This is a genomic window from Streptomyces sp. H27-C3 (genome assembly GCF_030063415.1).
Taxonomy (GTDB): Bacteria; Actinomycetota; Actinomycetes; order Streptomycetales; family Streptomycetaceae; genus Streptomyces.
Genome location: NZ_JASITA010000057.1, coordinates 1 through 25,160 on the forward strand (window position 1 = coordinate 1; position 25,160 = coordinate 25,160).

The window sequence follows — 25,160 nt, forward strand, 5'->3', positions numbered from 1 at the left end:
TCACGCACCCATATCGCCGTCGTGCCGCCCGGGTTGCTCGCCCGCGCGACCTGCGCGGTCAGAGGCGGGACTTGCTCACCGGAACGAGGACGGAGGGACAACGGGCACCTCGACAGCTGCATCGGCCTTCGGACCTACCCGAGCATGCCCGTTGATCATGCTGCCGCACCGGGAAACTCCAAGATCCCCGACAGAGTCAAGTTAGGTCATGACCTGTGGGTCGGTTGAGGTTGTTCATGCTGTGGCGGGCTCGGGACGCTCGACGAGGTGACCGCGTTCGAAGAGGGCTCCAGCGCGGACCAGGGCGACGAGATGGGGTGCGTTCACGGCCCGCCAGCGAGCCTGGGCGGACTCGACGAGTTTGAAGACCATCGCGAGGGCGGCCGCGCGGGAGCCGGCGCCGCGGGTGACCTTGGTCCGCAGGCGGACGGTTGCGAAGGTCGACTCGATGGGGTTGGTGGTCCGCAGGTGAATCCAGTGCTCGGCAGGGAAGTCGTAGAACGCCAGCAGCTCGTCCTCGTCAGCGACGATCTTCTTGACGGCCTTGGGGAACTTCGCCCCGTACTGCTGGGCGAACACCTTCACGGCCCGGGCCGCGTGTTCGCGGTCTTCCGCGTTATAGATGTCCTGGATCGCTTTCTTCGCCGCCGGCTGGGCCGACTTCGGGAGGCTGTCGAGGATATTCGCGGTTTTGTGAACCCAGCATCTCTGTGGGCGTGTTGCCGGGAACACCTCGGCAAGGGCCTTCCAAAAGCCCAGGGCGCCGTCGCCCACCGCGAGTACGGGAGCACGCATCCCACGCCGGGCGGCATCCCGCAGCAGGTTCGCCCAGGACTCCGACGATTCGCGGTAGCCGTCGGTCATCGCGATGAGTTCCTTGGTGCCGTCGGCGTGCACGCCCATCAGCACCAGCACGCAGGCTTTCGCCTGCTCCAGGCGGACCTTCAGGTGGATGCCATCGGCCCAGACATAGACGTAGTCCGTCTCGGACAGATCGCGCTCGCCGACTGCGGCGTGGTCGGCCTGCCACTGCACGGGCAGGCGGGTGACCGTGGCCGGGGAGAGGCCGGCCGAGCTGCCCAGGAACTGCTCCAGCGCGGGCACGAAGTCGCCGGAGGACAGGCCGTGCAGGTAGAGCAGCGGCAGCACCTCGCTGATCTTCGGGGACTTTCTGGCCCAGGGCGGCAGGATCGCCGAGGAGAACCGCTTGCGCTCACCCGTGGCCGCGTCGATGCGTTTGTCGTTCACGCGTGGCGCTTCCACCTCGATCACCCCGGATGCCGTGGTGACCTTCCGCGGCTGATGGTGTCCGTTACGGACCACCAGACGGTGCCCCTGAACGTCTCTGTCACCCACCAACTCATCTATGTATGCATCGACTTCAGCTTCGAGCGCGGCGGCCAGCATCCGCCGGGCGCCCTCCCGGACGATCTCGTCGATCAGGGATCCATCTCGCGTCGAGCCGTCGTCGTTGACTACCGTGAGCACGGGCGTGCCTTCCCGGCCGACGCGCCAACGTCGGCCTACTCGATACCAGTCGATCGATCACTCGGGAAGGTACGCCCTACCGAGCCGATCCACAGGATCTGGGCATTGCTCCCGGAGTTGTCCAGGGTGACACTCTGCGTCGTGCCGCCCGGCAGTGGTCATCGGGCGTGCCGACCTCAGTGGTGAGCTGCGCGGGCTCGAACCTGCAACCCGCATTGATGTGGCGGCTCGGGCAACTCGGCGATGACGAGTGCGTGTTTCATTTCGGCCGCAGGTGTACTCACACCGGTGGTACACACGGCAGAGGGCTGGGTAGAAATCAGGCTTCGCAGCAGTCTTGTCTTTGGGCACCAAGGCCCGAAGGACAGATCGGAACAGACTGTGAAGATCGTAGTGATCGGAGCGACGGGCACCATCGGTAGCGCGGTTGCGCGGTCCTTGAGAGCCCGTCACAACGTCGTACCCGTCTCGCGTTCCGGGGCAGTACGCGTGGACATCAGCGACCCTGCTTCCATCGATGCCCTCTTTCAAGAGGTCGGTGCCGTCGACGCCGTTGTGGCCTGCGCGGCCCATGGGGGCATGGCACCGCTGAACACAGAAAGTGACGAGCAGTTCTGGGGCGGGCTCGACGCGAAGCTGATCGGGCAAGTGAACCTGGCCCGCCGTGCAGTCCGGCACGTACGGGACAGCGGGTCCATCACTTTGACCAGCGGCCGGTTCGCAGAGCCGGTACCTGGAAGTTCACTCGGCTTCCTGGTGAACGCCGGCCTGGAGGCGTTTGTGCGGTCTGCGGCAGTCGAAATGCCCCGCGGGCTACGGCTGAACGTCGTAAGCCCCGGCTGGGTGTCCGAGAGCCTTGCAGCCATGAGCCTGGACCCGGGCGGTGGCACGCCAGCCGTACAGCTCGCCGATGCGTATGTCGATGCCGTCGAAGGGCAGAGCAACGGGCGAACGCTGACGGTGGATGCCGGGTAGTACCGGTGCATGGCTCGGCCCAGCAGCGACGGGGGAGACACTGCCGGGCCGAGGTCCATGGCAGCGCACGAACGTCAAGGAGAACGTTCGCGACTGCCGGCTTGAAGGTCTGTGCTGGCGCACCGACGTTTAGGCGAGGCGTTCGCTATCTGGGGAGGTGAACGTGCGCTGGTACGTCGACACGTCCTGCCGACCGACGCTGAGGTCTGCCAGAAGCTGCAGCGCCGCCGCCGATGCGGAATCGCGGTCCGCCGTGAACACCGCGACCCGCTGGCCTTCGGCGTGAGACAGCTCCATGAGTTCGTTGTAGAGCGTCATGGAGCCGACTACGGGGTGGCGGAACTCGCGGGTGTGATGCGGTACGCACGGGTGGACGGGGTGCGATGCCCACAGCGACGCAAACTCAGCGCTCTTTAGGGTGAGCTCGCCGATGAGACCCGTGAGTTCCGGGTCGTCGGGGAATCGTCCCGCGGTCAGGCGCAGGTCGGCCACTGTGTCCCGAGCCTTGCCGCGCCAGTCCGCGTACAGCTCCCGTGTGTGCTCGTCCAGGAACATTAGCCGGGCCACGTTGGGACGTTGCCCGGGTTGAGAAGGAGCTTCGAAGGGCAAATGCCCGGCGATCAGAGCGTGTGCCGTCGGGTTCCAGGTCAGCACGTCGCTGTAGCGGCCGATGACTAGGGCGGGCGTGTCGCGGAAGGATTCGATGAGTATCTGCACGCTGGGGCGGAGCTGTTCTGGGCGCCGGCGCTTGCGCGCTTTGGGCTGGGGGCGGGCCAGGCTGCGCAGATGCGCGTGTTCCGCCTCGTCGAGCTGGAGTACCCGTGAGACCGCGTCCAGCACGGCGTCCGAGGCGTTTGGGCTCTGCCCCTGTTCCAGCCGTGTGTAGTAGCCAGCGCTCACGCCAGCGAGGTGGGCCAGCTCCTCGCGGCGCAGCCCGGGCACCCGGCGTCGGCCACCGTAGTCGCGCAGGCCCACGTCCTGTGGCCGAAGCCGTGCGCGCCTGCTCCGCAGGAATTCTCCCAGTTCGGATTTCCGCTCCATGGACACCAGCATGCCCCCCGTCGTCATTTCGTGCCTGCACCTGTCAGATGCAGGGTCAGCTGGCCGCTTCGACCACACGGTCGGCCCACTTGGCCAGGAGCCGTTGAGAGTCCCTCTGGCTGCCTCCCTCGGCGTACACCCGCGTTATCGCTTGGGCCTGGTCGGGGAGGACCAGTGCCCACCCGCCATCGGGTTCGATGATGCGCACGCCGTCTGCGGTGGTGTCGAGGACGTGCTCTCCACCTGCTTCGGCAATATGGCGCATGACCACACCTTTGACGGACCATGGAGTGGGTATTTCCCGTTGGAGCACCTGGTCCTGAGGGATCTGCGCTTCGATGTGGCTGAGTGATTCGTAGGATCCTGCGAGGTGGCTGACCAGGCAGACCAGTGCCGCGGCACCGTCGAAGGGTGCACCTGTGCCGGGCAGGATGTAGCCGCCAGCGCCGTCACCGGCGAAGATCACTTCCGGCGCCTCGGCTGCTTTCGCCAGGGCAGCGGGCGATGTGCTCGCCCACTTCACGCGTCCGCCGTACGCTGCCGCGAGGTGTTCCGCGGTGCGCGAGACGGTGACTGGCAGCACGACGCTTCCGCCGTGGTGGTGTCGCATGGCCAGCGCGAGCTGGATCAGGACGGCGCGTGCGTCGTCGACTGTCTCTCCCAGGTCGTTGACGAGGGTCAGGCGCTCCCCGATCGGGTCGAAGCGGGCACCGAAGTCGGCCTGGGAGGAACGGACCAGTTGTCCGAGGCGGGCGAGTGCTTCCACACGTTCGTCGTTGGTCTCGGTGGGATGCGTGTCGTCGATGCCCGCGTTGACGACCAATACTTCGATCCCCAGCTGTCCGATCAGGTCGGGCAGGATGTGGCTGACGGTGCCGTGCGCAACATCGATCACAATCTTGATGCCGGAGTGGGCGACTCTGTCGAAGTCCAGGGCGTCGATCAGCGATTGCGCATACGAACCGACGGCGTCCGTTGGGTGGGTGATGGCGCCAATCTCGCCGGGGAACGCACGGCGGTAATCCTGTCGGGCGTAGACGCGGTCCAGTTTCCGCTTCGCGGCGTCCGAGAAATCGGCTCCGGTCTGGTCCACGAACAGGATCTCCACTGATTCGGGCAGTCCGGGAGCCGTGCGCACGTAGATTCCGCCTGCGGCACCGCGGCTGCTCTGCTGGCGCAAAACAGGCATGGTGACCGTTCGCAGGTCCTGTACATGTATGGCGCCGGTCTGGAGAGCGGAGGCCATGCACTGGGCCAGGGCTCGCGCGCCGCGGGAGTGGTCGCTGGCCAGGGCGACGCTGTCGCCCTTTTTCAGGGTGCTCGCATACGCGCTGATGAGCCGTACGGCCAGCTCTGGGGTGATGTCGACGTTGAGGATTCCTCCGACGCCACGGGGGCCGAACAGCTGGGCCTGGCCCCGGGACTCCCATACGACGGAGGCGTTGACGCGTGCTCCGTCCTCGATGGTCTTCGACGGGTAGACCCGCACGCCCGAGGCGATGATGGACCCGTCACCGATGGTGCAGTTGTCACCGATCACCACGGCAGGTTCCAAGCGGGCGCCGCGCATTACAGCGGTGCCCCTGCCGACGACGCACGCATTCAGCGACGCACCAGGACCTATGTACACGTTCTGGTGGAGGACGGCCCGTTCGACGACGGCGCGGGCTGCCACGACGCTGCCTCTGCCAATGACGGTGTGGGGTCCGATCTCTGCCTTTGCCTCGATCCGGGTGTACGGGCCGATGGTCAGTGGCCCTGTCAGGACGGCCTCAGGGTGAATCTCCGCTCCCTCGCCGACACGGATACCGGGGGCCATCTCAAAGCCGGTCTGCTCGATGCGGACCTTGCCGTCGAGGAGATCAGCTTGGGCTTTGACGTAGCTGTCGTGGCTGCCGATGTCCTCCCAGTAGCCGTCGGCGACATAGCCGTAGATGGGCTGGCCGTTGGCCAGCAGCTGAGGGAAGACGTCGCCAGACCAGTCGACCGGCTCGTCATCGGCCACGTAGCCGAGCACCTCGGGTTCCATGATGTAGATGCCGGTGTTGACGGTGTCGGTGAAGACCTGGCCCCAGGTCGGCTTCTCGAGGAAGCGTTCGACCCTGCCCGTGTTGTCCAGCACTGTGATGCCGAATTCCAGGGGGTCGGGGACCCTGGTGAGACATACCGTCACCAGGGCGCCCTTCTGGCGGTGGTATCGGATGGCGTCGGTGAGGTCGAAGTCGGTCAGAGCGTCGCCCGAGACGACCACAAAGGGTTCGCCATCCAGTGCCTTCTCGGCGTTCTTCACGCTGCCGGCCGTCCCTAGCGGCTGTTCTTCGTGGGCGTACATCAGATTGATACCGAGCTCACTGCCGTCACCAAAATAGTTCTTGATGAGCGAGGCGAGGAACTGGACGGTTACCACGACGTCTTTGATTCCGTGGCGCTTGAGGAGCTGCAGCACGTGTTCCATGACTGGCCGGTCGCCAACAGTCAGCAACGGCTTCGGAAGGTTGGAGGTCATCGGGCGAAGGCGAGTTCCTTCGCCACCGGCCATCACGACGGCTTTCACGGTGCTGGGCTCCTTCAGGGGGCTTTCGGTGTCGGTCTCGCTGGGCACATTGAAACTCTGGGCGGGTAAAATGGCGAGTTATTCTCGCCCTGCTGCCGTCAGACCTTGTAGCGCGCCTTGACGTCGTCAGCGAACCCGAGGTAGTCGCGCAGCGGCCAGACCTGCTCGAACTCGAGGTATTCGCGCATCGGCAGGCGGCCGAGCGCGGTGCGGTCGAGCTCTTCGGCGTCGGGTGAGTCGATGATGGCAATGACTCGCTTCTGGGCTGCGACCTTCCAGATGCCTACGCAGAATCCGGAGTCCATCGTCTCCTGCGCGTGCTCAGCCTCGTCCTGCTCGAGCTCCCACAGTTCGTCGAGTGTGATTCGGCCTTCGTGCTTCCACTTCATCTGAACGTAGAACAGCATTTTTTCTCCAAAGGCAGACAGTGGTCGGAATGTGGCTATCTGTCAGGAGCTAATCGCACTCTAGAGAAATAGAAAAGAGGAATCCTCCCGGCAGGGTATTTCTAGGCAAGTTGACGGAGTGAGTTCCCTTACCAGAAATCGAACGGCTGGTCCTGCACCTGTCAGGGGTAGGCACGGCAGGGGTACCCCTGCCAGGGGGCTGGGTGCAGCCACCCACATGTCACAGGCTGGTCGCAGGCCTGCCGGCCGCAAGGCGAGGCGGCCACTTCGACAAGTCGTCGAAGTGAGAGCTGTGTTCGCGGTGAAGTTGTTCTCGCCAGTCGTTTCGCAGTTCGCTTCGTAGTGGCGGTCCAGGCTGGTGCGATCTGCGCCCGGCAATCAACTCCCCTGTGAGAGGCATCCCATGGCAGTAACGGAGAATCGGCAGACGGTCCCTGGCGAGGAGGTCGCGGGCAAGCTCAGTGCCAAGGGCTGGCTGATCCTGTTCACCCTGTGCGGGGCCACCTTCATGACTGGCCTCGACTTCTCCGTCGTGACAGTGGCACTGCCGGAGATCGGGCGCGACCTGGGCTTCGCCAGCACCGGCTCCCTGCAGTGGGTGGCCACAGCCTGTCTGCTGCCGACCGCCGGCCTGCTGCCGCTGTTCGGGCGCGTGTCCGATCTCGTGGGCCGGCGCCGCCTGTTCCTCATCGGAGTCACGCTCTTCAGCGTCTTCTCGCTCGCTGCCGGTCTCGCCGGCTCTCCCGGTCTGCTGATTGCTGCCCGCGCCGGGCAAGGTGCGGCGGCCGCAATGATCGCGCCGACAGCAATCGCACTGATGACGACGGCGTTTCCGGAGGGACCGCAGCGCACACGTGCACTTGGTGTCAACGGTGCTGTGTTGTCGCTGGGCTTCGTCCTCGGCACCCTCGGCGGAGGAGTGATCACCAGCGGTCTGAACTGGCGCTGGACGATGCTCATCCTCGTGATCATCGGAGCCGTGGTGCTCACCAGCGCGCTGTCGGTGCTCCCGAAGAACGACAACCGCATCCCGGCCACCTTGGACATCCCCGGCGCCGTACTGGCCAGCGTCGGCCTGTTCGCCCTGGTCTACGGGATCTCGACCGGCGCCGACGCAGGGTGGACGAGCTTGTCCACACTGGGCTCCCTAGCCCTGGCCATCGTCTCGCTCGGCTTGTTCCTACTGGCGGAGAAGCGGCATGCGGCCCCTCTCATTCCGCTGGGGCTGCTGAACCGGCCCACCGTGAAGTGGAGCGGGCTCATCGGGCTGATCACCCTCGGCATGTGCGGCGGTACCACCGTCCTGCTCAGCCTCTACATGCAGGACGTTCTGGGCTACTCCGCACTCGCTACTGGTGCCGCGTTCCTCGCCGAGGGCATCACCGCCCTCGTCGGCGGCATGCTCGCCGCCCGGCTGATCACCGCATGGGGCAAAGTGGGCGCCATGGCCATCGGCCTCGTGGTGCAGGGCCTGGGCACCGCAAGTATGTTCTTCCTCCCCGCGGAAGGCGGCCTCGGCCTCCTACTGCTCACCTCTGGCGCCATGGGCTTCGGACACGTCCTGACCGTGGTTGCCTTCATCACCACCATGACCTCAGGCGTCAGCAATGAGGAACAGGGCGTTGCCGGCGGGTTGTCCCAGCTCCCGCAGTTCGTTGGTGCCATTGGCACCGCTGGTCTCGCAGCCATCGTCACAGTCCGCACCGAGACGCTCTCCTCCACCACCACCCCCGCCCTCGCTACGCTCGGCGGGCTACACGCCGCAGTCCTCACCGCCGGCATCATCTGCATCGCGGGTGCAGCCATCGCTGTTGCCTTCCTGCGACGCCCCGTCGCGCAGACCAACTGACGGCACCCACAAGCGCACTCTCAGGCCCCCGACCGGTCTCAGCGGGCGGGGGCTCGGTGCCGCCCGGACACAGAAAGGGCTCACTGCGTTAAGTCACCACAATAAGCGAAGGAATCCTTTCGGAACTGTGCAGCGAAAGTGGCCTCTGGTTCGCTGACCTCGCTCGCACTAACCCACGACGAGGGAGCCCTCGTGTCCCCCGCAATAAAACTTCCTACCTTGACCGGCATGAGATTCATCGCCGCAGCGCTGGTCCTTCTCTTCCATTCAGCACAGCAGTCCCCCTTCTCTTCCGAGCAGGCCAGCAAGGTGCTCGAATCCGTTTTCGGTCAAGGAGGCTGGACCGGCGTCGGATTCTTTTTTATCCTTAGTGGATTTGTCCTGACCTGGTCGGCCCGTCCCACGGACACGGTCCGGCGTTTTTGGCGTCGCCGAATCGCCAAGGTCTATCCCAACCACCTTGCGACCTTCCTTCTCGCACTGGCCATACTGGTCGCTCTCGGGCAGGGCATCGGGGGCTGGGAAACCGTAATCAACCTTTTCCTCTTCCAGGCCTGGTTCCCTCAGCTCGACATCGAGGTCAGTGTCAACCCTGTGGCTTGGTCACTGTCATGCGAGATGCTCTTCTACTTGCTCTTTCCTCTAGTGCTGCGTCTCGTTGACAGGATTCCGGCGAACCGGCTGTGGCACTGTTTCTGCGGCCTTGCCATCGCGATCGGACTCATGCCTGTCATCGCCTGGTCCCTTCCCACGTCACCGGCCTTCCTTAACTCGCCGGTGCCCGCGTCGCAGTGGGAGTTCTGGTTCGTCTACGCCCTGCCGCCGGTTCGCATGCTCGACTTCCTCATGGGCATCGTGCTGGCGCGCATCGTGCAGCACGGCCGTTGGATCGGGCTCCGCCTGGGACCGGCGTCGGTCCTAGCCGCCGCTGCGTACGTGGCATCGGGTCAGGCGGCGCAGGCAGGCGCCTGGACCTTCACACTCACTGCCGCCATGGCTGTGCCGCTCGGCCTGCTGGTGGCGGCCGGTGCCCATGCCGACGTGGCCGGGGGCCGTTCGCTCCTGCGCAGCAGGTCCATGCTGTGGCTAGGTAATGTCTCCTTCGGATTTTACATGATCCATTACATCGCCCTCACCGAGGTCCGCAGACTTCTGGGCGGTCAATCCCAGACGTGGGGGATTGCAGGCGGGACAGCGTTTCTTGTTCTGGCATTCGCGACCACGCTGCTCGGCGGGTGGCTCCTATACCGGTTCGTCGAAGAACCAGCCATGCGCCGGTGGGGCGGGGGCCGATCTCGGCCTCCAGGCTCTCAGGTCCCGGTCCGAGCCCCCCTCGCTCCAGAGACAGTGGCGGCCGCGCCTTCTTCCATCACGACTCCTTGAGAAGCGAGGTTCTCCATGCCTGGTTCTGCCATGCCGACCGACGAGCAGATACGCACCCGCAACACTGCAACGCTCACAACATACTTCCGGCTCCTCGCCTCTCTCGACATCGACGCCTGGATCAGGCTGTGGTCACCGGACTGCGAGGTGGTCGCCCCCTACACCCCCGGTGGGATACCTGCAGTCATCAACGGCCGTGAACAGCTGCACAGCTTCTACGCGGCAGAAGCCGCCAAGTACACGCAGCTGCGCTACCCCGACACGGAAATCTGGCCGCTGCAGGACCCGCGCAGGGCCATCGCCCGGTGGTTCCCAGACGCCGAGCTCATCCAGGGCGGCACCTATCGGAACGAAAATGTCGGATTTTTCGAGTTCAACGACGACGGCCTCATCAGCCGATTCGTCGAGTACTTCAACCCGCTCGCCCTGCAGAGCGACGAGGCACCGAGGAGAACCATGCGTGCAGTGGTGGCCAGCCGCTACGGAGGCCCTGAGGTACTGGAGATCGCTGAGGTTCCCGTCCCCGCGGTCGCTGCCGACGAGGTACTCGTGCATGTCAGGGCGTCCGGTACCAACCCCGTCGACTGGGAGTGCCGCGCCGGGCACGTCGCGGCATGGTTCGACGACGGCCCCTACATCTGGGGCTGGGACATCTCCGGCATCGTCGAGACAGTCGGCGCCGATGTCACGAGGTTCTCACCCGGCGACGAGGTCTACGGCATGCCAAGGTTCCCCAGCCTGGCCCGCGGATACGCCGAGTACGTCAGTGCCCCGGCTCAGGACTTGGCGCTCAAGCCCCGACAGGTCGACCACGTCTCGGCGGCCGCGCTGCCGCTGTGTGCGCTGACGGCATGGCAGGTACTGGAGCACGCGCAGGTGGGCAAGGGCCAGCGCGTCCTGGTCAACGGAGCCGCCGGCGGCGTCGGCCATATTGCTGTGCAGCTGGCCAAGGCCCGGGGGGCATATGTCGTCGCTGTCGCCCGTGAGGCCAATCACGAGTTCGTACGGCGCCTTGGGGCTGATGAGGCGGTCGATTACACAACGACGTCCGTGGCGGAGAACGTGTCGGACATCGATGTTGTCGTGGACACGGTCGGGGTGGACAGCCTGTTGCAGACTGTGCGCCGCGGTGGGGTGATCGCTCCTGTATCGGGCGCCGCCCAGGGAGCCAACACCCTTGAAGCAGCGGCCCAGCTCTTGGGGGTGCAAGTTCTGCGTCATGTAGTCCACCCCGAGGGCGAGATGCTCGATCATATCGCCAAGCTCGTGGACCACGGCCTGCTCGCTGCCGAGGTCACACGCCGACTACCTCTGGAGCAGGCCGACGCGGCGCACCGGCAGTTGGAAGGCGGCCATATGCGCGGCAAGATCGTCCTGACTCATCGCTCGGAGGCCTGAGAGCCGTCCTGGCCACCGCCGCCTCACCGGTATGGGAACGTCACCGGCAACGATCCCGTACTTGGTGAGGTGACGGCGGGCAGGCGTTCACCACGCGGAAGGGTTACCAGGAGGCCCACTTCCAGCCTCCTGGCGCGGAAGGTGTCTGCCAGAGGCAGGCACCCAATCGGCGACCGAACGCCGGTATTATTGATTACGAGTTCCCCCGCGATTGATCGGGGCGAGGCCGTGACATGACGAGGGCCGCGCGGGTTCTTCGAGTGTGATCAAGAAGCGGGCCCGCGCGGCCTTGTCTCATCCTGCCTTCTGCGGCGTGAGCCGCCAACACTTCGGCGAGTTGCTCGACGAGCTCGAACCCAGGTGGGAGTCACGGTGCGAGGGCGAACGCCATGACCGGCGCGGGCGGGACCGCCGTCGGCAGGCCGGGGCGGGACCGAAGTACGAACTCGCCTTCCGCGACCGGCTGGTGATCACTCTGGCCTACCTGCGCACCGGCCTGCCCCAAGATGCCCTCGCCGTGGTCTACGACGTCGGCTCCTCGACCATCGGCAGGGCGATCCAGGAGATCAGGCCCCTGCTCGCGGCCCGCGGCTTCGCCGTCCCCGACCGGCCCGGCCTGCGCTTGCGCACACTGGAGGATGTGTTCGCCTACGCGCAGGCCGAGAACATCGAGCTGCGGCTCGATGGTGCGGAGACCCAGGTCCGCCGCCCGCAGGCCGGCCGCCCCGGGCGCCGGGCGTTCATCTCGGGCAAGCGCAGGCAGAACACCATCAAGACCACCACGTTCAGCGACGGCCAGGGCCGCCTGCTCTACTCCGGGGCGGAACGGCCCGGCCGGATGCACGACCAGACCGCCGTGCGCACCGAGGGCATCGCCGAGCAGTTCAGGACCCGTCCCGGCGTGAAGGCGAAGGTCGACTCCGGCTACCAGGGCCTGGCCAAGGAGTTCCCCGACCAGGTCACCGCGCCGCCGAAGAAACCGAAGGAGGACGCCTGCGACGGCGACAAATACGCCTGGCGCGAGGCGAGGCGACGACAGTCCTCAGCCCGGATCTGCGTCGAGCACACCAACGCCGAACTGCGCCAATGGGCCCCACTACGACGGTTCACCGGACGACGCGAAACCTTCCCCGAGACCCAGCAGGCCATCGCCGCCCTGATCTCCGACCGCGCCGCCAAGCGGCCCACCCACCGCGAACACAGCACCGCGCTCGTCCTCTCCCGCGACACCGCCTGCTGATCACCCACCAGCCGAACCGCCAGGCCAGCACGCCACGAACTCAATCGCGGGTGAGGTCGTAAGGGCTTGCAGATCATTAACACGTCGTCTTGATCTTGTTGCCGGGCTCGTCGGTCAGGTCGAGGACCCTGGCCTGGAGGGTCGCGAGGGCTGCGGGTGGGGTCGTCGCGGGCGGGATGGCGACCCCGTGGGCCTCGAACAGTCTTCTGTTCTTCAGGAGAGTGCGGTGCATGGCCGTACGGCTGCTGCCGAACAACACGGCGAGCAGGTCCGCGATCGGAACGCTCGTCGAGCGGCGCAGTCGTTCAACGCTCCTGGTCCACCTGCCACGCATGGAGGGCTGGGGCGAGAAGCCGTATGTGAAGAACGGGCCGTCGCTCGGCGGCTACGGGGCCGTCGCGATGAACGCCGCACTCACGGCGTCGCTGACGAGGTTGCCCGACCAGTTGCGCAAGACCCTGACGTGGGATCGCGGGAAGGAGCTTTCGGGCCACGCGCAGTTCGCGCTGGAGACCGGGACACAGGTGTTCTTCGCTGACCCGCATTCACCGTGGCAGCGCCCGACGAACGAGAACACTAACGGTCTGCTGCGGCAGTACTTCCCCAAAGGCACCGACCTGTCCCGCTGGTCCGCTCACGATCTCGAGGCCGTCGCTCACGCGCTCAACAACCGGCCACGAAAGATCCTCGGGTGGAAGACGCCCGCTGAAGTCTTCGAGGAACAACAAGGACAAGGGGGCGACGCGTACGGTGCAACCACCCGTGCAGTGGCCCGCCTCGTCGGCGGGCCACTGCACGGGTCAAGACAGCGTCTCAGCTCCAGAATGAGTCGTTCGCGGCCGCGTTGGGGCCCGCGTATGCCTCGCTGCCAGCGGTGACGCGTCCGTCGCACCACGTGAGGGTATGCAGGACGTCCACCGCCAGGCTGCGGGCGCCCCGGTCGGCACGTACTGCGGTGTCACGGCTTCGGACCAAGGCAGTGTCTCCGTCGATCAGCGCCTGGAGCCGCTCGCTGCTGAACGTCCCCCCACTGAGTTGCGCGCGCTGCTGCTCGTAGGCTCGCAGTTCGTCCAAACCGCGCTTCGTACCCGCCAGCGGATGTGCGCCGGGTACGGACCACGTCACGTCCTTCGCCCAGTACTGGGCGATCTCTTCAGCGTCCCCGCTTGCGAGTGCGGCGTATGCCTGCTCGGTCCGCTGGGCATTCACGACTGTCGTCCGCTGTCGCGCGGACAGGGCTAGGGCCTCCTGGTTCATCTCGTCGGTGATCACGTTCCCAGCGAACGCAACGGCGCCGGCCTGCATCTCGTCGACGACGACGTAGATGAAGGGGCGTGAGACCTCTCCGAGCACCGATACAAGGCCCTCGGTCAGCTCATGGGTAACCTGTGCCTTCTGCTCCATGGTCCAGCCCTCAAGAAGGCTGACGCGGATGATCGGCATGGCGGTGCGCTCCTCTCAGACCGTCAGGACGATCTTGCCGTGCACGTGGCCGGCTTCTACCAACTCATGCGCCTTGGCTGCCTGTTCCAGCGGGAGCACTTCCGCCAGTACCGGGCGCAGGGCGCCGGCGTCGGCGAGCGCGGTGATGTTGTCGAGGTCGGCCCGGTCAGCCTCGACGGTCAGGGACACGGCACGCAGTCCGCGCCGGTTCGCTTCGCGGATGGTGCGCTCGTCCGGCGGGACGGGCAGTGATACCAGGACACCCCCGGTACGCATGGTGTCCAGGGAGCGCAGCCCGTACTCGCCTGCGACAGTGTCGACTACGACGTCAATGTCGTGGGCGACTTCCTCAAATCGCACTGCGCTGTAGTCGATGACCTCGTCCAGCCCCATGGCGCGCAGCGCGCTTGCTTCGGCGCGGGCAGTCCCATACACATAGGCGGCGCCGCGCGCCCGAGCTATTTGTACAGCGAGGTGTCCAAGGCCGCCCGCGGCGCCGTGGATAAGGACTCGCGTGCCCGGCCCGGCCCTGCCGACCGTCACCAGGCTCTGCCAGGCGGTCAGAGCCGCCAGAGGCAAAGCTGCAGCCTCCTCGTGAGTGAGGGCGTCAGGCTTGCGCGACAGCTGGACGGAGTCGGCGGTGATGTACTCGGCGTAGCCCGCCCCCCTGCGAGGAAAGTTGACCATTCCGTAGACCTCGTCACCGGGGGCGAAACGGGTGACCCCCGAGCCGACCGCCTCGACCACGCCGGAAACGTCCCATCCGATAGTCATCGGCAGGTCGCCCTGGGTGGCCACGATGCCGCCGCCGGAACGGGTCTTGCAGTCCACCGGGTTGACGCCGGCGGCGTGTACCCGGACCAGAACCTCGGTCCAGAGGGGCTCGGGCCGGGGAGCCCGGCCGAGTTGCAGTACCTGCGGGCCGCCGTACTCGTGCTGCCGAATCGCGCGCATGGTCTCGGGCATCATGTCCTTCTTCATCGTGGCAGATCGGGGTACCAGTGGGTGGGTTGGTCAGCGGGCCTCAGGCCCGACGATCCAGTGCTGCTGCATCGGCAGGGTGTGCACGTACTGCTCGTTGAGGAAGTTCTTGTAGTCGGCCTCGACCTGGGCCTGTTCGGCGCTGCGGCGCGCCGCCTGCAGATTGTCGACGCTGTCGAACCACACGTGGTAGGCGACATCGAATGACGGTTCGCTGATGCCGTACCAGGCGTCTCGGGTGAAGGACTGGTAGTAGCGGCGGACGCCCGGAACTGCGGCGACCAGCGGGGCATGTGTGCTGCGGCTGTAGCGGCGGAATTCCTCGCGTGACATGCCCTCGCGGCGCTTCCCCAGGATGATCACCTTGATGCCGGGCTGGGCTTGGTTTTCCGGGCGACCCTGGACGACAACCTCGGTGTCTGTGTCCAGGACGACGGAACGCCAGAACGCGGCCCAGTTTGGCTCGTCGAGGCGGGCGCCCTGCAGGAACTCGGGAGTCTGGAGGGAGGCGAGTTGGTCCTCCTCGTTCTCCAGCCAGATCTCCGCGATGCCGTTCCACAGCGGCTCGGCGTCACCGGGCAGCGCCACACGGGTGTTGACGGCGTACCGCTTGATCTGCGGAATCTTGCTGGCGTAGCGCACTGCGTGCTCTTCGAGCCAGTAGCGGTGGAACTCCTCCTCGCTCATGCCGGGCTTGGGGGCTGCAAAGATCAACTGGTGGATCATGTCGTCGTTCCTCTCACAGGTGTGGGGTGGCCGGTGGTTGCTTCAGGCGGTCGTTGTCAGGTCGCGTACCAGGGGGTGGTCCGGGCCGAAGGTCTCAACCGCGATGTCTCGGGGGGTCTTTCCGTCGTGGCCGACGAGGTCAAGGCGGGCTCCCGCGCCGATAAGGACCTGGGCGCAGCGCTCGTAGCCGTGCCACAGCGCATCGTGCAGCGGGGTGTAGCCGTTGGTGGCGCCCTGGAAGTCGAGGTCGACCCTCTCGGTGGCGACCAGCACTTCAGTGATGTCGGCGTGCCCGTTGTAGACCGCCTTGTGCAGCGGCACGGCGCCGAAGGTGGGTTCGGTGGCGTTGACGTCCGCGCCGGCGGCGAGCAGCTCGCGCACGATGTCGGTGTGGCCGTCACGGGAGGCGACCAGAAGCGGCGTGTGGTCGTCGTTGAACCCGTTGACGAATGGGTAGCGGGAGTCCACGTCGGCGCCGGAGGCGAGCTGCGACCGGACGGACTCAATGTTGCCGGCGGTCACGGCTGTCATGAGAGTGTGCTCGTCAATACGGCGCTGGTCGCGCTCGGTCCGGTCCTTGAGCAGCTGCTCCGCCTTGAGTAGCTGCTCCTTGCCACGGGTGTTTACGTTGAGCTCGTACTCGAAATGCTCACGCATCGAGAACCCGTAGTGCGTGGACAGGCCCAGGCCCGCGTCCTTCGACAAGAGGTACTCGACGATATCCGGCCACTTGTACCAAAGGGCGTCCATCAGCGGTGTGTGTCCCGTGGTGGGAGCCACGACGTCGATGAACGTGCCCGCTTCGACCAGGACGCGGACAGTCTCCAGGTCGCCGTTCTGCACTGCCTTGTGCAGGGCAGATCCACCGGCGCGGTTGTCGGTGCTGTACACGTCGCCGCCAGCCGCGATCAGGGCTCGCACGGTATCCGCGTTGCCGAGTCCGGCGGCTGCCTGCAGCACCGTCAGGCCGGATGTTGCGTTGCGGTGATTGGGATTGGCCCCGGAGCTGAGGAGAGAGCGGACCGCCGCTATGTCAGCGCTGCGGACTGCATCGAGCAGGCGCTCGTCGTGGTCTGCGGTGAAGGCGGCGACCTCACAGTTGGGGTCGAAGTACACCTTCCAGCGGCTGATCCGGCCCTGCTCGTCGACCTCCAGACGGTGGCTGTCCTCGATTTCGAAGGGCGCCTTGGTGCGAGTGTGCACGGCCTTGGTGTAGATCTGTGCGTATGCCGTGGAGCCGTCAACGACGAGCTCCCTCAGTTCGTATGCGAGGACCTGGGTGGTCTCCGCGCGGATGCGGAAAGCTTCGGCTACGGCGTCTCGTCCTATGTGGGTACCGAGATAGCCGATGACGGCGTTCCACTTGTCTTTGGGCAGCTCGAAGACAATGGAAGGCGAAAGACCGGCGATGATCGTCTCACCGTCGCCACTGCCGATGGCCACGAACCACTTCTCCAGAATTTCTCGCGTCTTCTGGCTTTCCATTCTTTCACCTCCGAAGCAGGGCCCCTTTACAGCAGGGACCGGCATTGCTGACGTTGTTGCTAAGCAGCTGTGAACTCTCCCGGAAACGGCCGCTGTCCGAGATTATGGCGTGACCCGTTCAGAACCCACAGATGGCGCGGATGAGACGGCTACATACTGGAGTTGACTCTGTAGCCTTGACATCCCTACCAAGCCAAATAGCCAACTTGCCCAAGTAGAAGTCGGGATACCCGGGGCACTGGCGATTTCACCTACGGTTTCGTTTCATGGATGAGAAGATCGGCGGCACAGCGCAGCCCGTCCGTATGAGCGAAGAAATTTTCCGTATCGGGGGAGACCTTCCGGTTCACCGGCTCGGTTTCGGCGCTATGCGCCTGAGCGACGGTCCGGGGCCGAGCAGTCGGTCCCTCGTGTGGTCCGCACCCCAGGATCCGGCGCGGGCCCAAGCCGTGCTGAGGCGCGCCGTGGAACTCGGTGTCGATCTGATCGATACCGCGGACGCCTACGGGGTCGGCGCGAACGAGGAACTCGTCGCATCGGCACTGCGGCCGTACCCAGACCCCGTAGTGATCTCCACCAAGGTCGGGGTGGTCAGGCCGGCACCGACCGAGTGGGTGCCGATGGGCAACCCCGAGTACCTCAAACAGCAGGCGGAGCTGAGTCTTCGCCGACTGGGTGTGGAACAGCTGGACCTGCTGTTCCTGCACCGCATCGACCCCAAGGTTCCGCTCGCCGACCAGATCGGAGCCTTCAAGGAACTCCAAGCTGCCGGAAAGGTCCGGCACATCGGACTGAGCGAGGTGAGCGTCGAAGAGATCGAGGAAGCCGAACGCATCACCCCGGTGGCTGCGGTCCAGAGCCTTTACAACGTGGCCGACCGGGGAAACGAATCCGTCATCGACCACTGCGCGGCGCGGGGAATCGCCTTTCTGGCCTACTTCCCTCTCGCCATCGGGGCGCACGCGCTTGACGACGGACCGCTGGCGGAAGTCGCCAGGAAGATCGGTGCGACCCCCGCACAGACCGCGCTGGCCTGGCTGCTGCACCGCCACCCCTGTGTCCTGCCCATCCCCGGTACCGCCTTGATCACCCACCTCGAGGAGAACCAGGCGGCATTGGACATCGAGCTGACCCCCGAACAGTTCGGCCGGCTCTCAGAAACGTTCTAGCGCCGGTTCCCACTCTGTCGATAGACGACGAGAACCCATGGAGGAATACGTGACCACCAAGGACCCGAAGATCGAAGCCATCGAGCGGTTCTTCACCGCCTACGCGGCCAACGATGTCGACGGCATTGCGCAGGTGCTCGCCGACGACATCGAGTGGACGATTCCCGGGCACCACCCGCTCGCCGGGACCAAGCACGGGATCAGCGAGGTCAGTTCGTTCTTCGAGCAGCTCGCGAAGACCGGCTTCCAGGCGGCCCCGCTGTTCCTCGAGGCCAACGAGGAGTACGTCGTGGACGTACACCGCGGCTGGTCGACCGAGGGGGTGGGCCAGGTCGACACCACCTGGGCCCTGGTATGGCACTTCGGCGCCGACGGGAAGGTCGACCGTGTGGTCAACCTCAGTGCCGACCAGCATCAGATGGACAGCTTCATCTGGGGCAACTTCCGTCTGGCGTCCTTGCCTGACCGCCTCGCCTGACCAACCTCCGCACGTGGGGGCCCGCCGGCTGTCTCCCGTCCCGGCGGGCCCCTATCACGCCGACCTGGAGCCCAGATGCTCGTGATCCTCGTCCTGGTCCCGCTGGTCGTCGTCAGCCTGCTGGCGATGCACCTCTATCTGTGGCGGCGGCTGGTGCGTGATACCACGACGCCGGGCTCGATCCCGCGGCGCACCGGCACCACGCTGCTTTTGGCCCTACCGCTGACGTCCGTCGCGGCCATGCTTACGGAGCAGTCTCCGCTGCCCTTCTCCATGATCAGAGCCATAGCATGGCCGGGGTATCTGTGGCTCGCCGTAGTCCTGTACCTGGCCCTGTTCGTACTGGCCGCGGATGTACTGCGATGGGCGGTACGAGCCGTGCAGCTTCGGCGCCGGAGCTCTGCTGCAGCCGCCGTACTCCCTGCTGTGGACAGCGAGGAGCACGCTGCGGAAGCGGCTCTGACAACCGCCGCCCCCGGGTCGGACTACGGATTCGCCGCCTCAGCGGCCACGGCGCCCGACGCGGGAAATGGGTCACTTTCGGGTGCGGCTCCGTCCGATCCTTCACGCCGTCTCTTCGTCGCCCGCACCGCTGCCGTCGCCGCCTCCGCGCTCACTGTCGGCACCGTGGGTTACGGCACCTACAGTGCGCTGCGCGGCCCCCGGCTCAAGCGGGTGATTGTTCCGCTCGCTCGGCTCCCGCGCTCCGCGCACGGGTTCCGTATCGCTGTGGTCAGCGACATCCACCTGGGGCCCATCCTCGGGCGCGGTCATACCCAGCGCATCGTGGACACCATCAACAGCGCCCAGCCCGACCTCATCGCGATCGTCGGGGATCTGGTCGACGGCAGCGTCGAGGACCTGGGCCCGGCTGTCGAACCACTCGCAGAGCTGAGCGCACGGCACGGCACATACTTCGTCACGGGCAACCACGAGTACTACTCGGGAGCCTCCCAGTGGATCGACAAGGTGCGTGAGCTAGGGGTACAGCCGCTGGAGAACGCGCGTGCCGAACTTCCTGGCTTCGACCTTGCCGGAGTCAATGACATCGCTGGCGAGGAGCAGGATCCGGCCCAGGGGCCCGACTACGTCCGCGCGCTCGGCGGCCGGGACCGCTCGCGCACATCTGTCCTGCTCGCCCATCAACCTGTCATGATCCACGAGGCCGTGGCACACGGTGTGGATCTGCAGTTGTCGGGCCACACCCACGGTGGGCAGCTGTGGCCCGTCAACCATTTGGCGCAGTTGTCCAACCCGACGGTCGCCGGCTTGGAGCGCTACGGCGACACCGAGTTGTACGTGACGCGGGGCGCGGGGACGTGGGGGCCGCCGGTACGCATTGGCGCTCCTTCTGACATCACGATCGTCACGCTGGCGTCACGCGGCGCCTGACCGCAGGCTTCGCTCCAAGGCCTGCAGCGGGATCCAGGCCCACGATGGCCTGTGCTGGGTGTCGTACAGGGTTTCGTAGACGGCCTTGTCCAGCTCGTATGCCCGCAGCAGAGGTAGATCATCGCAGGGGTCCTGGCCGCTGGACGCGGCGTATCCGTCCAGGAACGCGATCTGGCTGTGGGTCACCCAGCGACGGGCTCGCACCCGCTGGGCCGCCGCTGCGGGCGGGTCGGTCAGCTCGTGATGCGCGGCGTAGTCGAAGGAGCGCAGCATGCCTGCCACGTCCCGCAGTGGTGAATGCCGTCCGTGGCGCTCGGCATGACCGGCCATGGGCTCCCCCTCGAAGTCGAGCACGAGCCACCCTTCGGCTGTGCGCAGGGTCTGGCCCAGGTGTAGATCGCCGTGGGTGAGGTGGGCGCACCGGTGCTCTGCGGGCTCAAGGGCTGCCACTGCGCCGAAGGCTGCCCTGAGCCGGCCCACGTACGGATCGAGCTGCGGGGTGAGGGCAACGGCCCGGTCCAGGCGTTGGAGGAACTGCTGAGACAAGAGGGCGTAGTCGTCCTGTTGCAGTACTGAATGTCCGGCCTGGGCCAGGTCGCGGTGAACGGCCGCAAGGGCCCGGCCCAAGCTGTGGGCCTCCGCTGTAAAGTCGCCTTCCGCAGGTCCGTGGTCGGCGGCATTACCCGCCAGTAAGAGGTCCACTGCCGACAGGGCAGCGGCCCAGCCGTCTTCTGCCTTGGGCAGGAACTCCTGCAGGGTGGCATAGGTGGCACCTGTCACGGTGTCTTCCACCGCCGCCAGCAGCGGCGTGACATGGACGGAGCCGGCATCTCTGAGGAGCCGGTGGAGTACCAGATCAGGGCTGGGTCCCGGCGACATGCGGCGCAGGACCTTCAAGATGAACCGCTCGTCGATGATGACCGAGCTGTTGCTCTGTTCCGCGCCAAGTGCCCGCACCGGGAGCTGGGCGTCGGAGGCATGGAAGCCCGGTGGTTCGGCGCGGAAACGCACCCCGTCCAGATCGCGTCCTTGAGAAGTGTGCCGGATTAGCGTGTTGACGAGCCGTGGGTCGTCAAGGGCGTCGTACACGGTGAGCGGGCCGTCCTGCACGACGACTGCAGCCTGCGTACGCAGCCCTGAGCAGTCGGTGCTGGCGCCCAAGGTGAGGACATAGCTACCGGCGTCGAGGCCCGCGGTGTCGGTGGCCTGGACAACGACGAACGCCCCGGCCGTCCCCCCGGAACCGGCCGGGACGGCGAATATGTGTGAGGCGAGGACGGAGACTGAGGCCAGCGGGCGGCCGGTGCCGTCGAACCAGCGTTGATCCGGAAGCCAGTTGGTCAACGCCCGCAAGGTGGCGGGTGAGGTCAATGCTGTCGTCGCTCCGCTCACCGCAGTGGTCGGCCGGCTCATTTGCCAGGCTCCTCGGCAGCCTGCCCCTCGCCTGAGGTGACGGCGAACCAGTAGACGCCGTATCCGGACAGGGCAAGCCGGTAGGGGGCCCCGTCGTTCGGGGGGAAACCAACGCTTCCGGTGAGTTCGACGGGCCGCTCGCCGATGGCGCCAGGCATGTCGAGGGTGACCGGTTGGGGGGAGGCGGAGAGATTGTTGACGCACACGACGGTGTCGCGGGTTCCGTCCGGCAGGGTGTGCTCCCGCACGAAGGCCAGCACCTTGTCGTTCGATGTCGGCAGGGCCCGGTAGGTGCCGAGGCCGAAGGCGGGGTGGCTGCGGCGGATGGCGAGCATCCGGCGCGTCCATTGCAGGAGCGAGGCGGGGCTCTTCGTCTGCGCTTCGACGTTGACACCCTGGTAGCCGTAGACAGTGTCCATGTTGACCGGAAGGCGAAGTCGGCCCGGCTCGGCCGTCGAGAAGCCGGCGTTGCGGTCGGGGCTCCACTGCATCGGAGTGCGCACGGCATCCCGATCGCCGAGCCAGATGTTGTCGCCCATGCCGATCTCGTCGCCGTAGTAAAGGACCGGCGAGCCGGGCAGCGACAGCAGCAGGTGGTTGAACAGTTCCAGTTGCCTGATGTCGTTCCCGAGCAGCGGGGCGAGGCGGCGGCGGATGCCGATGTTGGCGCGCATGCGCGGATCTGAGGCGTACTGGGCGTACATGCACGCCCGTTCCTCCTCTGTGACCATTTCGAGCGTCAGCTCGTCGTGGTTACGCAGGAAGATGCCCCACTGGCTGCTGGAAGGGATGGACGGGGTGGCCGCGAGGATGTCGGAGATCGGGCGATGGCTCTCGCAGCGCACCGCCAGGAAGATGCGGGGCATCAGCGGGAAGTGGAAGGCCATGTGGCACTCGTCGCCGCCCTGGGCGGCGTCGCCGAAGTACTCGACGGCGTCGTCGGGCCACTGATTGGCCTCGGCGAGCAGGATGCGTCCCGGGTATTCGTCGTCGACGACCTTGCGTACGAGTTTGAGGAAGTCGTGTGTCTCGGGCAGGTTCTCGCAGTCGGTGCCCTCGCGGGCGAACAGGTAGGGCACCGCGTCGAGGCGAAAGCCGTCAATTCCCAGGTCCAGCCAGAAGCGCAGGGAGTCGAGCATCGCGTCTTGGACCCGCGGGTTGTCGTAGTTGAGGTCGGGCTGATGGGTGAAGAACCTGTGCCAGTAGTACTGGCCGCGGACTGGGTCGTAGGCCCAGTTAGAGGTCTCGGTGTCGACGAAGATGATCCGGGCGTCGGGGTAGCCCTTGTCGTCGTCGGCCCACATGTAGAAGTCGCCGTAGGGGCCGTTGGGGTTGGTGCGTGATTCCTGGAACCAGGGATGGGCGTCTGAGGTGTGGTTCATCACCAGGTCTGTGATCACCCGGATCCCGCGGGCGTGCGCCGCGTCCAGCAGGGCGGCGAAGTCGTCGATCGTGCCGAACTCGGGCAACACAGCGCGGTAGTCACTGATGTCGTAGCCACCGTCGCGTAGCGGTGAAGCGTAGAAGGGGGGCAACCACAGGCAGTCGATGCCGAGCCACTGAAGGTAGTCGAGCTTCTCGGTCAGACCCTTCATGTCGCCGGTGCCGTCGCCGTTGCTGTCGTAGAAGGAACGGAGGAGCACTTCATAGAAGACGGCGCGCTTGAACCAGTCGTGTTCGACGGGCATGGGCCGGGCGGCATCGAAGTCGTCGGCGCTGAGCCCAGGCAGCAGTGAGGGGATCGGCTCAGTCATGGGTCACCACCCCGAGGATCTGGGCGACCGCGTCTCGCGGGTCGAGGGTGACTTTCTGCGCATCGCTCCAGGGGCTCACGGCGCCACTGATCTCGTCGCGCAGTGTGAGCCGGGCGCTGGGGGTAAGACCGAATGCCTGCATGACGTCGTGCACGGTTCCCTCCTCTGTGCTTTGTGGGTTGAGGTTGATGACGCACAGGACCGTGTCGCCGCTGGCGGGGTCGGTCTTCGCGAAGGCGAGCAGTGCGTCGTTGTCGACATCGAGGAAGCGGATCTCGCGCAGTTGCTGCAGGGCAGGGTGAGCGCGCCTGATGTGGTTGAGGCGGGTGATCCAGGGGGCGAGGCTGTGCCCGCGGCGCTCGGCCTCGGCAAAGTTGCGTGGCCGCAGCTGATACTTCTCCGAGTCGAGGTACTCCTCTGTGCCTTGGCGTACCGGCCGGTGTTCGTAGAGCTCGTAGCCGGAGTAGACGCCCCAGGTGGGGGCCAGTGTGGCCGCGAGAGCTGATCGGATGGCGAACATGTCCGGCCCCCCGTGCTGAAGGCCTGCCTGCAGGATGTCGGGGGTATTGACGAACAGGTTGGGGCGCAGGAAGTCCGCACCGCCGGCCAGTTCGTTGGCGTAGTCGGTGAGTTCCTGCTTCGAGGTGCGCCAGGTGAAGTACGTGTAGGACTGGGTGAAGCCCGCTTTGGCCAGTCCTTGTAGGACGGCCGGTCGAGTGAAGGCCTCAGCGAGGAACAGCACGTCCGGGTGGGTCTCCTTGACCTTCCAGATCAGGTAGTCCCACAAGGCCACGGGCTTGGTGTGCGGGTTGTCCACGCGGAAGATGCGCACCCCGTGGTCGGCCCAGAACAGCACGATCCGCACCAGCTCGGCGCGCAGTCCCTGCAGGTCGTTGTCGAAGTTGAGGGGATAGATGTCCTGGTACGCCTTGGGCGGGTTCTCGGCGAAGGCGATCGTGCCGTCGGGGCGCGTGGTGAACCATTCCGGGTGCTCGCGGACCCACGGGTGGTCGGGAGAGCACTGGAACGCCAGGTCCAGGGCGACTTCCAGGTCCAGGTCGCGGGCGGCCGAGATGAGCGCGTCGAAGTCGTCGAGAGTGCCCAGTTCGGGGTGGACGGCGTCGTGCCCGCCCTCGGGCGAACCGATGGCCCAGGGCGAGCCGACGTCCTCGGGCCCGACGTGCAGGGAGTTGTTGGGGCCCTTGCGGTGGCTCTGCCCGATGGGGTGCACCGGGGGCAGGTAGAGCACGTCGAAGCCCATAGCAGCAATGCGCGGCAGCTCGGCCGCAGTGGTGGCGAACGTGCCGTGCACGGCGTTTCCGGCCGCGTCGGTACCGCCGGTCGAGCGGGGGAACAGCTCGTACCAGGCCCCGGAGAGCGCCCTGGTGCGATCGGCCCAGATCCGGTGATCCGGGCCGGGTGTCCGCAGGTCGCGCAGAGGGTGTCGGCCGGCGAGGTCCGCGATCGTGTCCCCGAGAGCGGGCTCGAGACGCCGGGCAAGATCTAGATCAGTGCGACGCAGCCGGGCGGCGGCCAACAGCGGCGCCTGCGGCTCGCCGCTCTCGGCGGCCAGCCGTTCCAGCAGGCGGGCGCCGCTCTCCAGTTCGGCAGACAGTGACTCGGCGCGATGCCCGGCGCCCGTCTTGGCACGGATGCCGTGCAGCCAGGTCGCCCAGGGGTCGCCCCATGCCTCGATGTGGTAGATCCACAGACCCTGACGGTCGGGGACAACGACCGCCTTCCAGTGGTCGAGCCCCGGATCGGCAAGACTCATGGCCACGTTCAGGGCCGGCGACTGGTCGTCCTCGTGGCGCCACACAACGTTCGCCGCAATGGCTTCATGCCCTTCCCGCCATACGGTCGCGGTGACCGGGACGTGCTCACCGACGACTGCTTTCGTGGGGCGGCTGCCGTTACCGACAGCCGGTGCCACATTAGAAATTGAGAATCTGCCGTTCACTGCTCCACTCCGTCCTCGAAGGGC

General features: G+C 66.2%; 19 protein-coding genes and 2 pseudogenes. 9 read left to right on the plus strand and 12 right to left on the minus strand.

What is annotated here, in order from left to right; all coding sequences use genetic code 11:
- Positions 1-234: 234 nt before the first annotated feature.
- Positions 235-1,488 (minus strand): IS256 family transposase, encoded by a 1,254-nt coding sequence (locus tag QMK30_RS34895; protein WP_283522365.1) that lies wholly within the window; start codon positions 1,486-1,488, stop codon positions 235-237.
- A gap of 381 nt (positions 1,489-1,869) precedes the next feature.
- Here QMK30_RS34895 and QMK30_RS34900 point away from each other — a divergent pair, with 381 nt between their 5' ends.
- Positions 1,870-2,463, plus strand: a complete 594-nt coding sequence (locus QMK30_RS34900; protein ID WP_283522391.1) for a short chain dehydrogenase — start codon at positions 1,870-1,872, stop codon at positions 2,461-2,463.
- Positions 2,464-2,592: 129 nt separating this feature from the next.
- Here the strand turns inward: QMK30_RS34900 and QMK30_RS34905 are convergent, their stop codons facing one another.
- From QMK30_RS34905 to QMK30_RS34915, 3 genes are all read right to left on the minus strand, one after another.
- The gene (locus tag QMK30_RS34905) at positions 2,593-3,531 is read right to left on the minus strand and encodes a helix-turn-helix transcriptional regulator (protein WP_283522366.1); all 939 of its coding nucleotides are present in this window, start codon (positions 3,529-3,531) and stop codon (positions 2,593-2,595) included.
- Between the two features lie 28 nt (positions 3,532-3,559).
- Positions 3,560-6,058, minus strand: a complete 2,499-nt coding sequence (locus QMK30_RS34910) for a sugar phosphate nucleotidyltransferase (protein WP_283522392.1) — start codon at positions 6,056-6,058, stop codon at positions 3,560-3,562.
- Positions 6,059-6,156: 98 nt separating this feature from the next.
- The gene (locus QMK30_RS34915) at positions 6,157-6,465 is read right to left on the minus strand and encodes a muconolactone Delta-isomerase (RefSeq protein WP_283522367.1); all 309 of its coding nucleotides are present in this window, start codon (positions 6,463-6,465) and stop codon (positions 6,157-6,159) included.
- 403 nt (positions 6,466-6,868) lie between these two features.
- On the opposite strand from QMK30_RS34915, the gene QMK30_RS34920 reads away from it, so the two are divergent.
- From QMK30_RS34920 to QMK30_RS34935, 4 genes are all read left to right on the plus strand, one after another.
- Complete coding sequence (locus QMK30_RS34920) at positions 6,869-8,314, plus strand: MFS transporter (RefSeq protein WP_283522368.1); 1,446 nt, start codon at positions 6,869-6,871, stop codon at positions 8,312-8,314.
- A 228-nt stretch (positions 8,315-8,542) separates the two neighbouring features.
- A complete protein-coding gene (locus QMK30_RS34925; protein ID WP_283522369.1) occupies positions 8,543-9,697 on the plus strand; it encodes an acyltransferase family protein in 1,155 nt (384 codons plus the stop codon).
- A gap of 15 nt (positions 9,698-9,712) precedes the next feature.
- A complete protein-coding gene (locus QMK30_RS34930; RefSeq protein ID WP_283522370.1) occupies positions 9,713-11,095 on the plus strand; it encodes a zinc-binding dehydrogenase in 1,383 nt (460 codons plus the stop codon).
- 313 nt (positions 11,096-11,408) lie between these two features.
- A complete protein-coding gene (locus QMK30_RS34935) occupies positions 11,409-12,335 on the plus strand; it encodes a transposase family protein (protein WP_258049958.1) in 927 nt (308 codons plus the stop codon).
- Between the two features lie 76 nt (positions 12,336-12,411).
- On the opposite strand, the pseudogene QMK30_RS34940 reads toward QMK30_RS34935, so the two are convergent.
- Positions 12,412-12,609, minus strand: a pseudogene (locus QMK30_RS34940) (ISAzo13 family transposase); the annotation flags it as partial.
- Between QMK30_RS34940 and QMK30_RS34945 the strand changes: the two are divergent.
- Positions 12,602-13,060 (plus strand): annotated as a pseudogene (locus QMK30_RS34945) (IS30 family transposase); the annotation flags it as partial. The pseudogenes QMK30_RS34940 and QMK30_RS34945 sit on opposite strands and share 8 nt — an antisense overlap.
- 88 nt (positions 13,061-13,148) lie before the next feature.
- Here the strand turns inward: QMK30_RS34945 and QMK30_RS34950 are convergent.
- The 4 genes from QMK30_RS34950 to QMK30_RS34965 are packed head-to-tail and all read right to left on the minus strand — an operon-like array spanning position 13,149 to position 16,970.
- On the minus strand, positions 13,149-13,778 hold the full coding sequence (locus tag QMK30_RS34950) for a tautomerase family protein (protein ID WP_283522371.1): 630 nt from the start codon (positions 13,776-13,778) through the stop codon (positions 13,149-13,151).
- A 15-nt stretch (positions 13,779-13,793) separates the two neighbouring features.
- Positions 13,794-14,759, minus strand: coding sequence for an NADP-dependent oxidoreductase (locus tag QMK30_RS34955; protein WP_283522372.1), 966 nt, complete (start codon positions 14,757-14,759; stop codon positions 13,794-13,796).
- Positions 14,760-14,792: 33 nt separating this feature from the next.
- Positions 14,793-15,485 carry an EthD domain-containing protein gene (locus tag QMK30_RS34960; RefSeq protein WP_283522373.1) on the minus strand — a complete coding sequence of 231 codons (693 nt, stop codon included), beginning with the start codon at positions 15,483-15,485 and terminating at the stop codon, positions 14,793-14,795.
- Between the two features lie 42 nt (positions 15,486-15,527).
- Complete coding sequence (locus QMK30_RS34965; protein WP_283522374.1) at positions 15,528-16,970, minus strand: ankyrin repeat domain-containing protein; 1,443 nt, start codon at positions 16,968-16,970, stop codon at positions 15,528-15,530.
- 266 nt (positions 16,971-17,236) lie between these two features.
- Between QMK30_RS34965 and QMK30_RS34970 the strand changes: the two genes are divergently transcribed.
- The 3 genes from QMK30_RS34970 (at position 17,237) to QMK30_RS34980 (ending at position 20,009) form a co-directional block, all read left to right on the plus strand.
- Complete coding sequence (locus tag QMK30_RS34970; RefSeq protein ID WP_283522375.1) at positions 17,237-18,139, plus strand: aldo/keto reductase; 903 nt, start codon at positions 17,237-17,239, stop codon at positions 18,137-18,139.
- 49 nt (positions 18,140-18,188) lie between these two features.
- Complete coding sequence (locus tag QMK30_RS34975) at positions 18,189-18,617, plus strand: nuclear transport factor 2 family protein (protein WP_283522376.1); 429 nt, start codon at positions 18,189-18,191, stop codon at positions 18,615-18,617.
- Positions 18,618-18,692: 75 nt separating this feature from the next.
- Positions 18,693-20,009: a metallophosphoesterase gene (locus QMK30_RS34980; protein ID WP_283522377.1), complete on the plus strand. Its 1,317-nt coding sequence runs from the start codon at positions 18,693-18,695 to the stop codon at positions 20,007-20,009.
- Here the strand turns inward: QMK30_RS34980 and QMK30_RS34985 are convergent.
- Genes QMK30_RS34985 through QMK30_RS34995 form a run of 3 tightly spaced genes read right to left on the minus strand, consistent with a single transcriptional unit; the run spans position 19,995 to position 25,136 of the window.
- On the minus strand, positions 19,995-21,422 hold the full coding sequence (locus QMK30_RS34985) for a maltokinase N-terminal cap-like domain-containing protein (RefSeq protein WP_283522378.1): 1,428 nt from the start codon (positions 21,420-21,422) through the stop codon (positions 19,995-19,997). The genes QMK30_RS34980 and QMK30_RS34985 overlap by 15 nt on opposite strands.
- The gene (treS, locus tag QMK30_RS34990; RefSeq protein ID WP_502963279.1) at positions 21,419-23,176 is read right to left on the minus strand and encodes a maltose alpha-D-glucosyltransferase; all 1,758 of its coding nucleotides are present in this window, start codon (positions 23,174-23,176) and stop codon (positions 21,419-21,421) included. The genes QMK30_RS34985 and treS overlap by 4 nt, the downstream gene beginning before the upstream one ends.
- Positions 23,169-25,136, minus strand: coding sequence for an alpha-1,4-glucan--maltose-1-phosphate maltosyltransferase (locus QMK30_RS34995; RefSeq protein WP_283522379.1), 1,968 nt, complete (start codon positions 25,134-25,136; stop codon positions 23,169-23,171). Before QMK30_RS34995 ends, treS begins: the two co-directional genes overlap by 8 nt.
- Between the last annotated feature and the right edge of the window lie 24 nt (positions 25,137-25,160).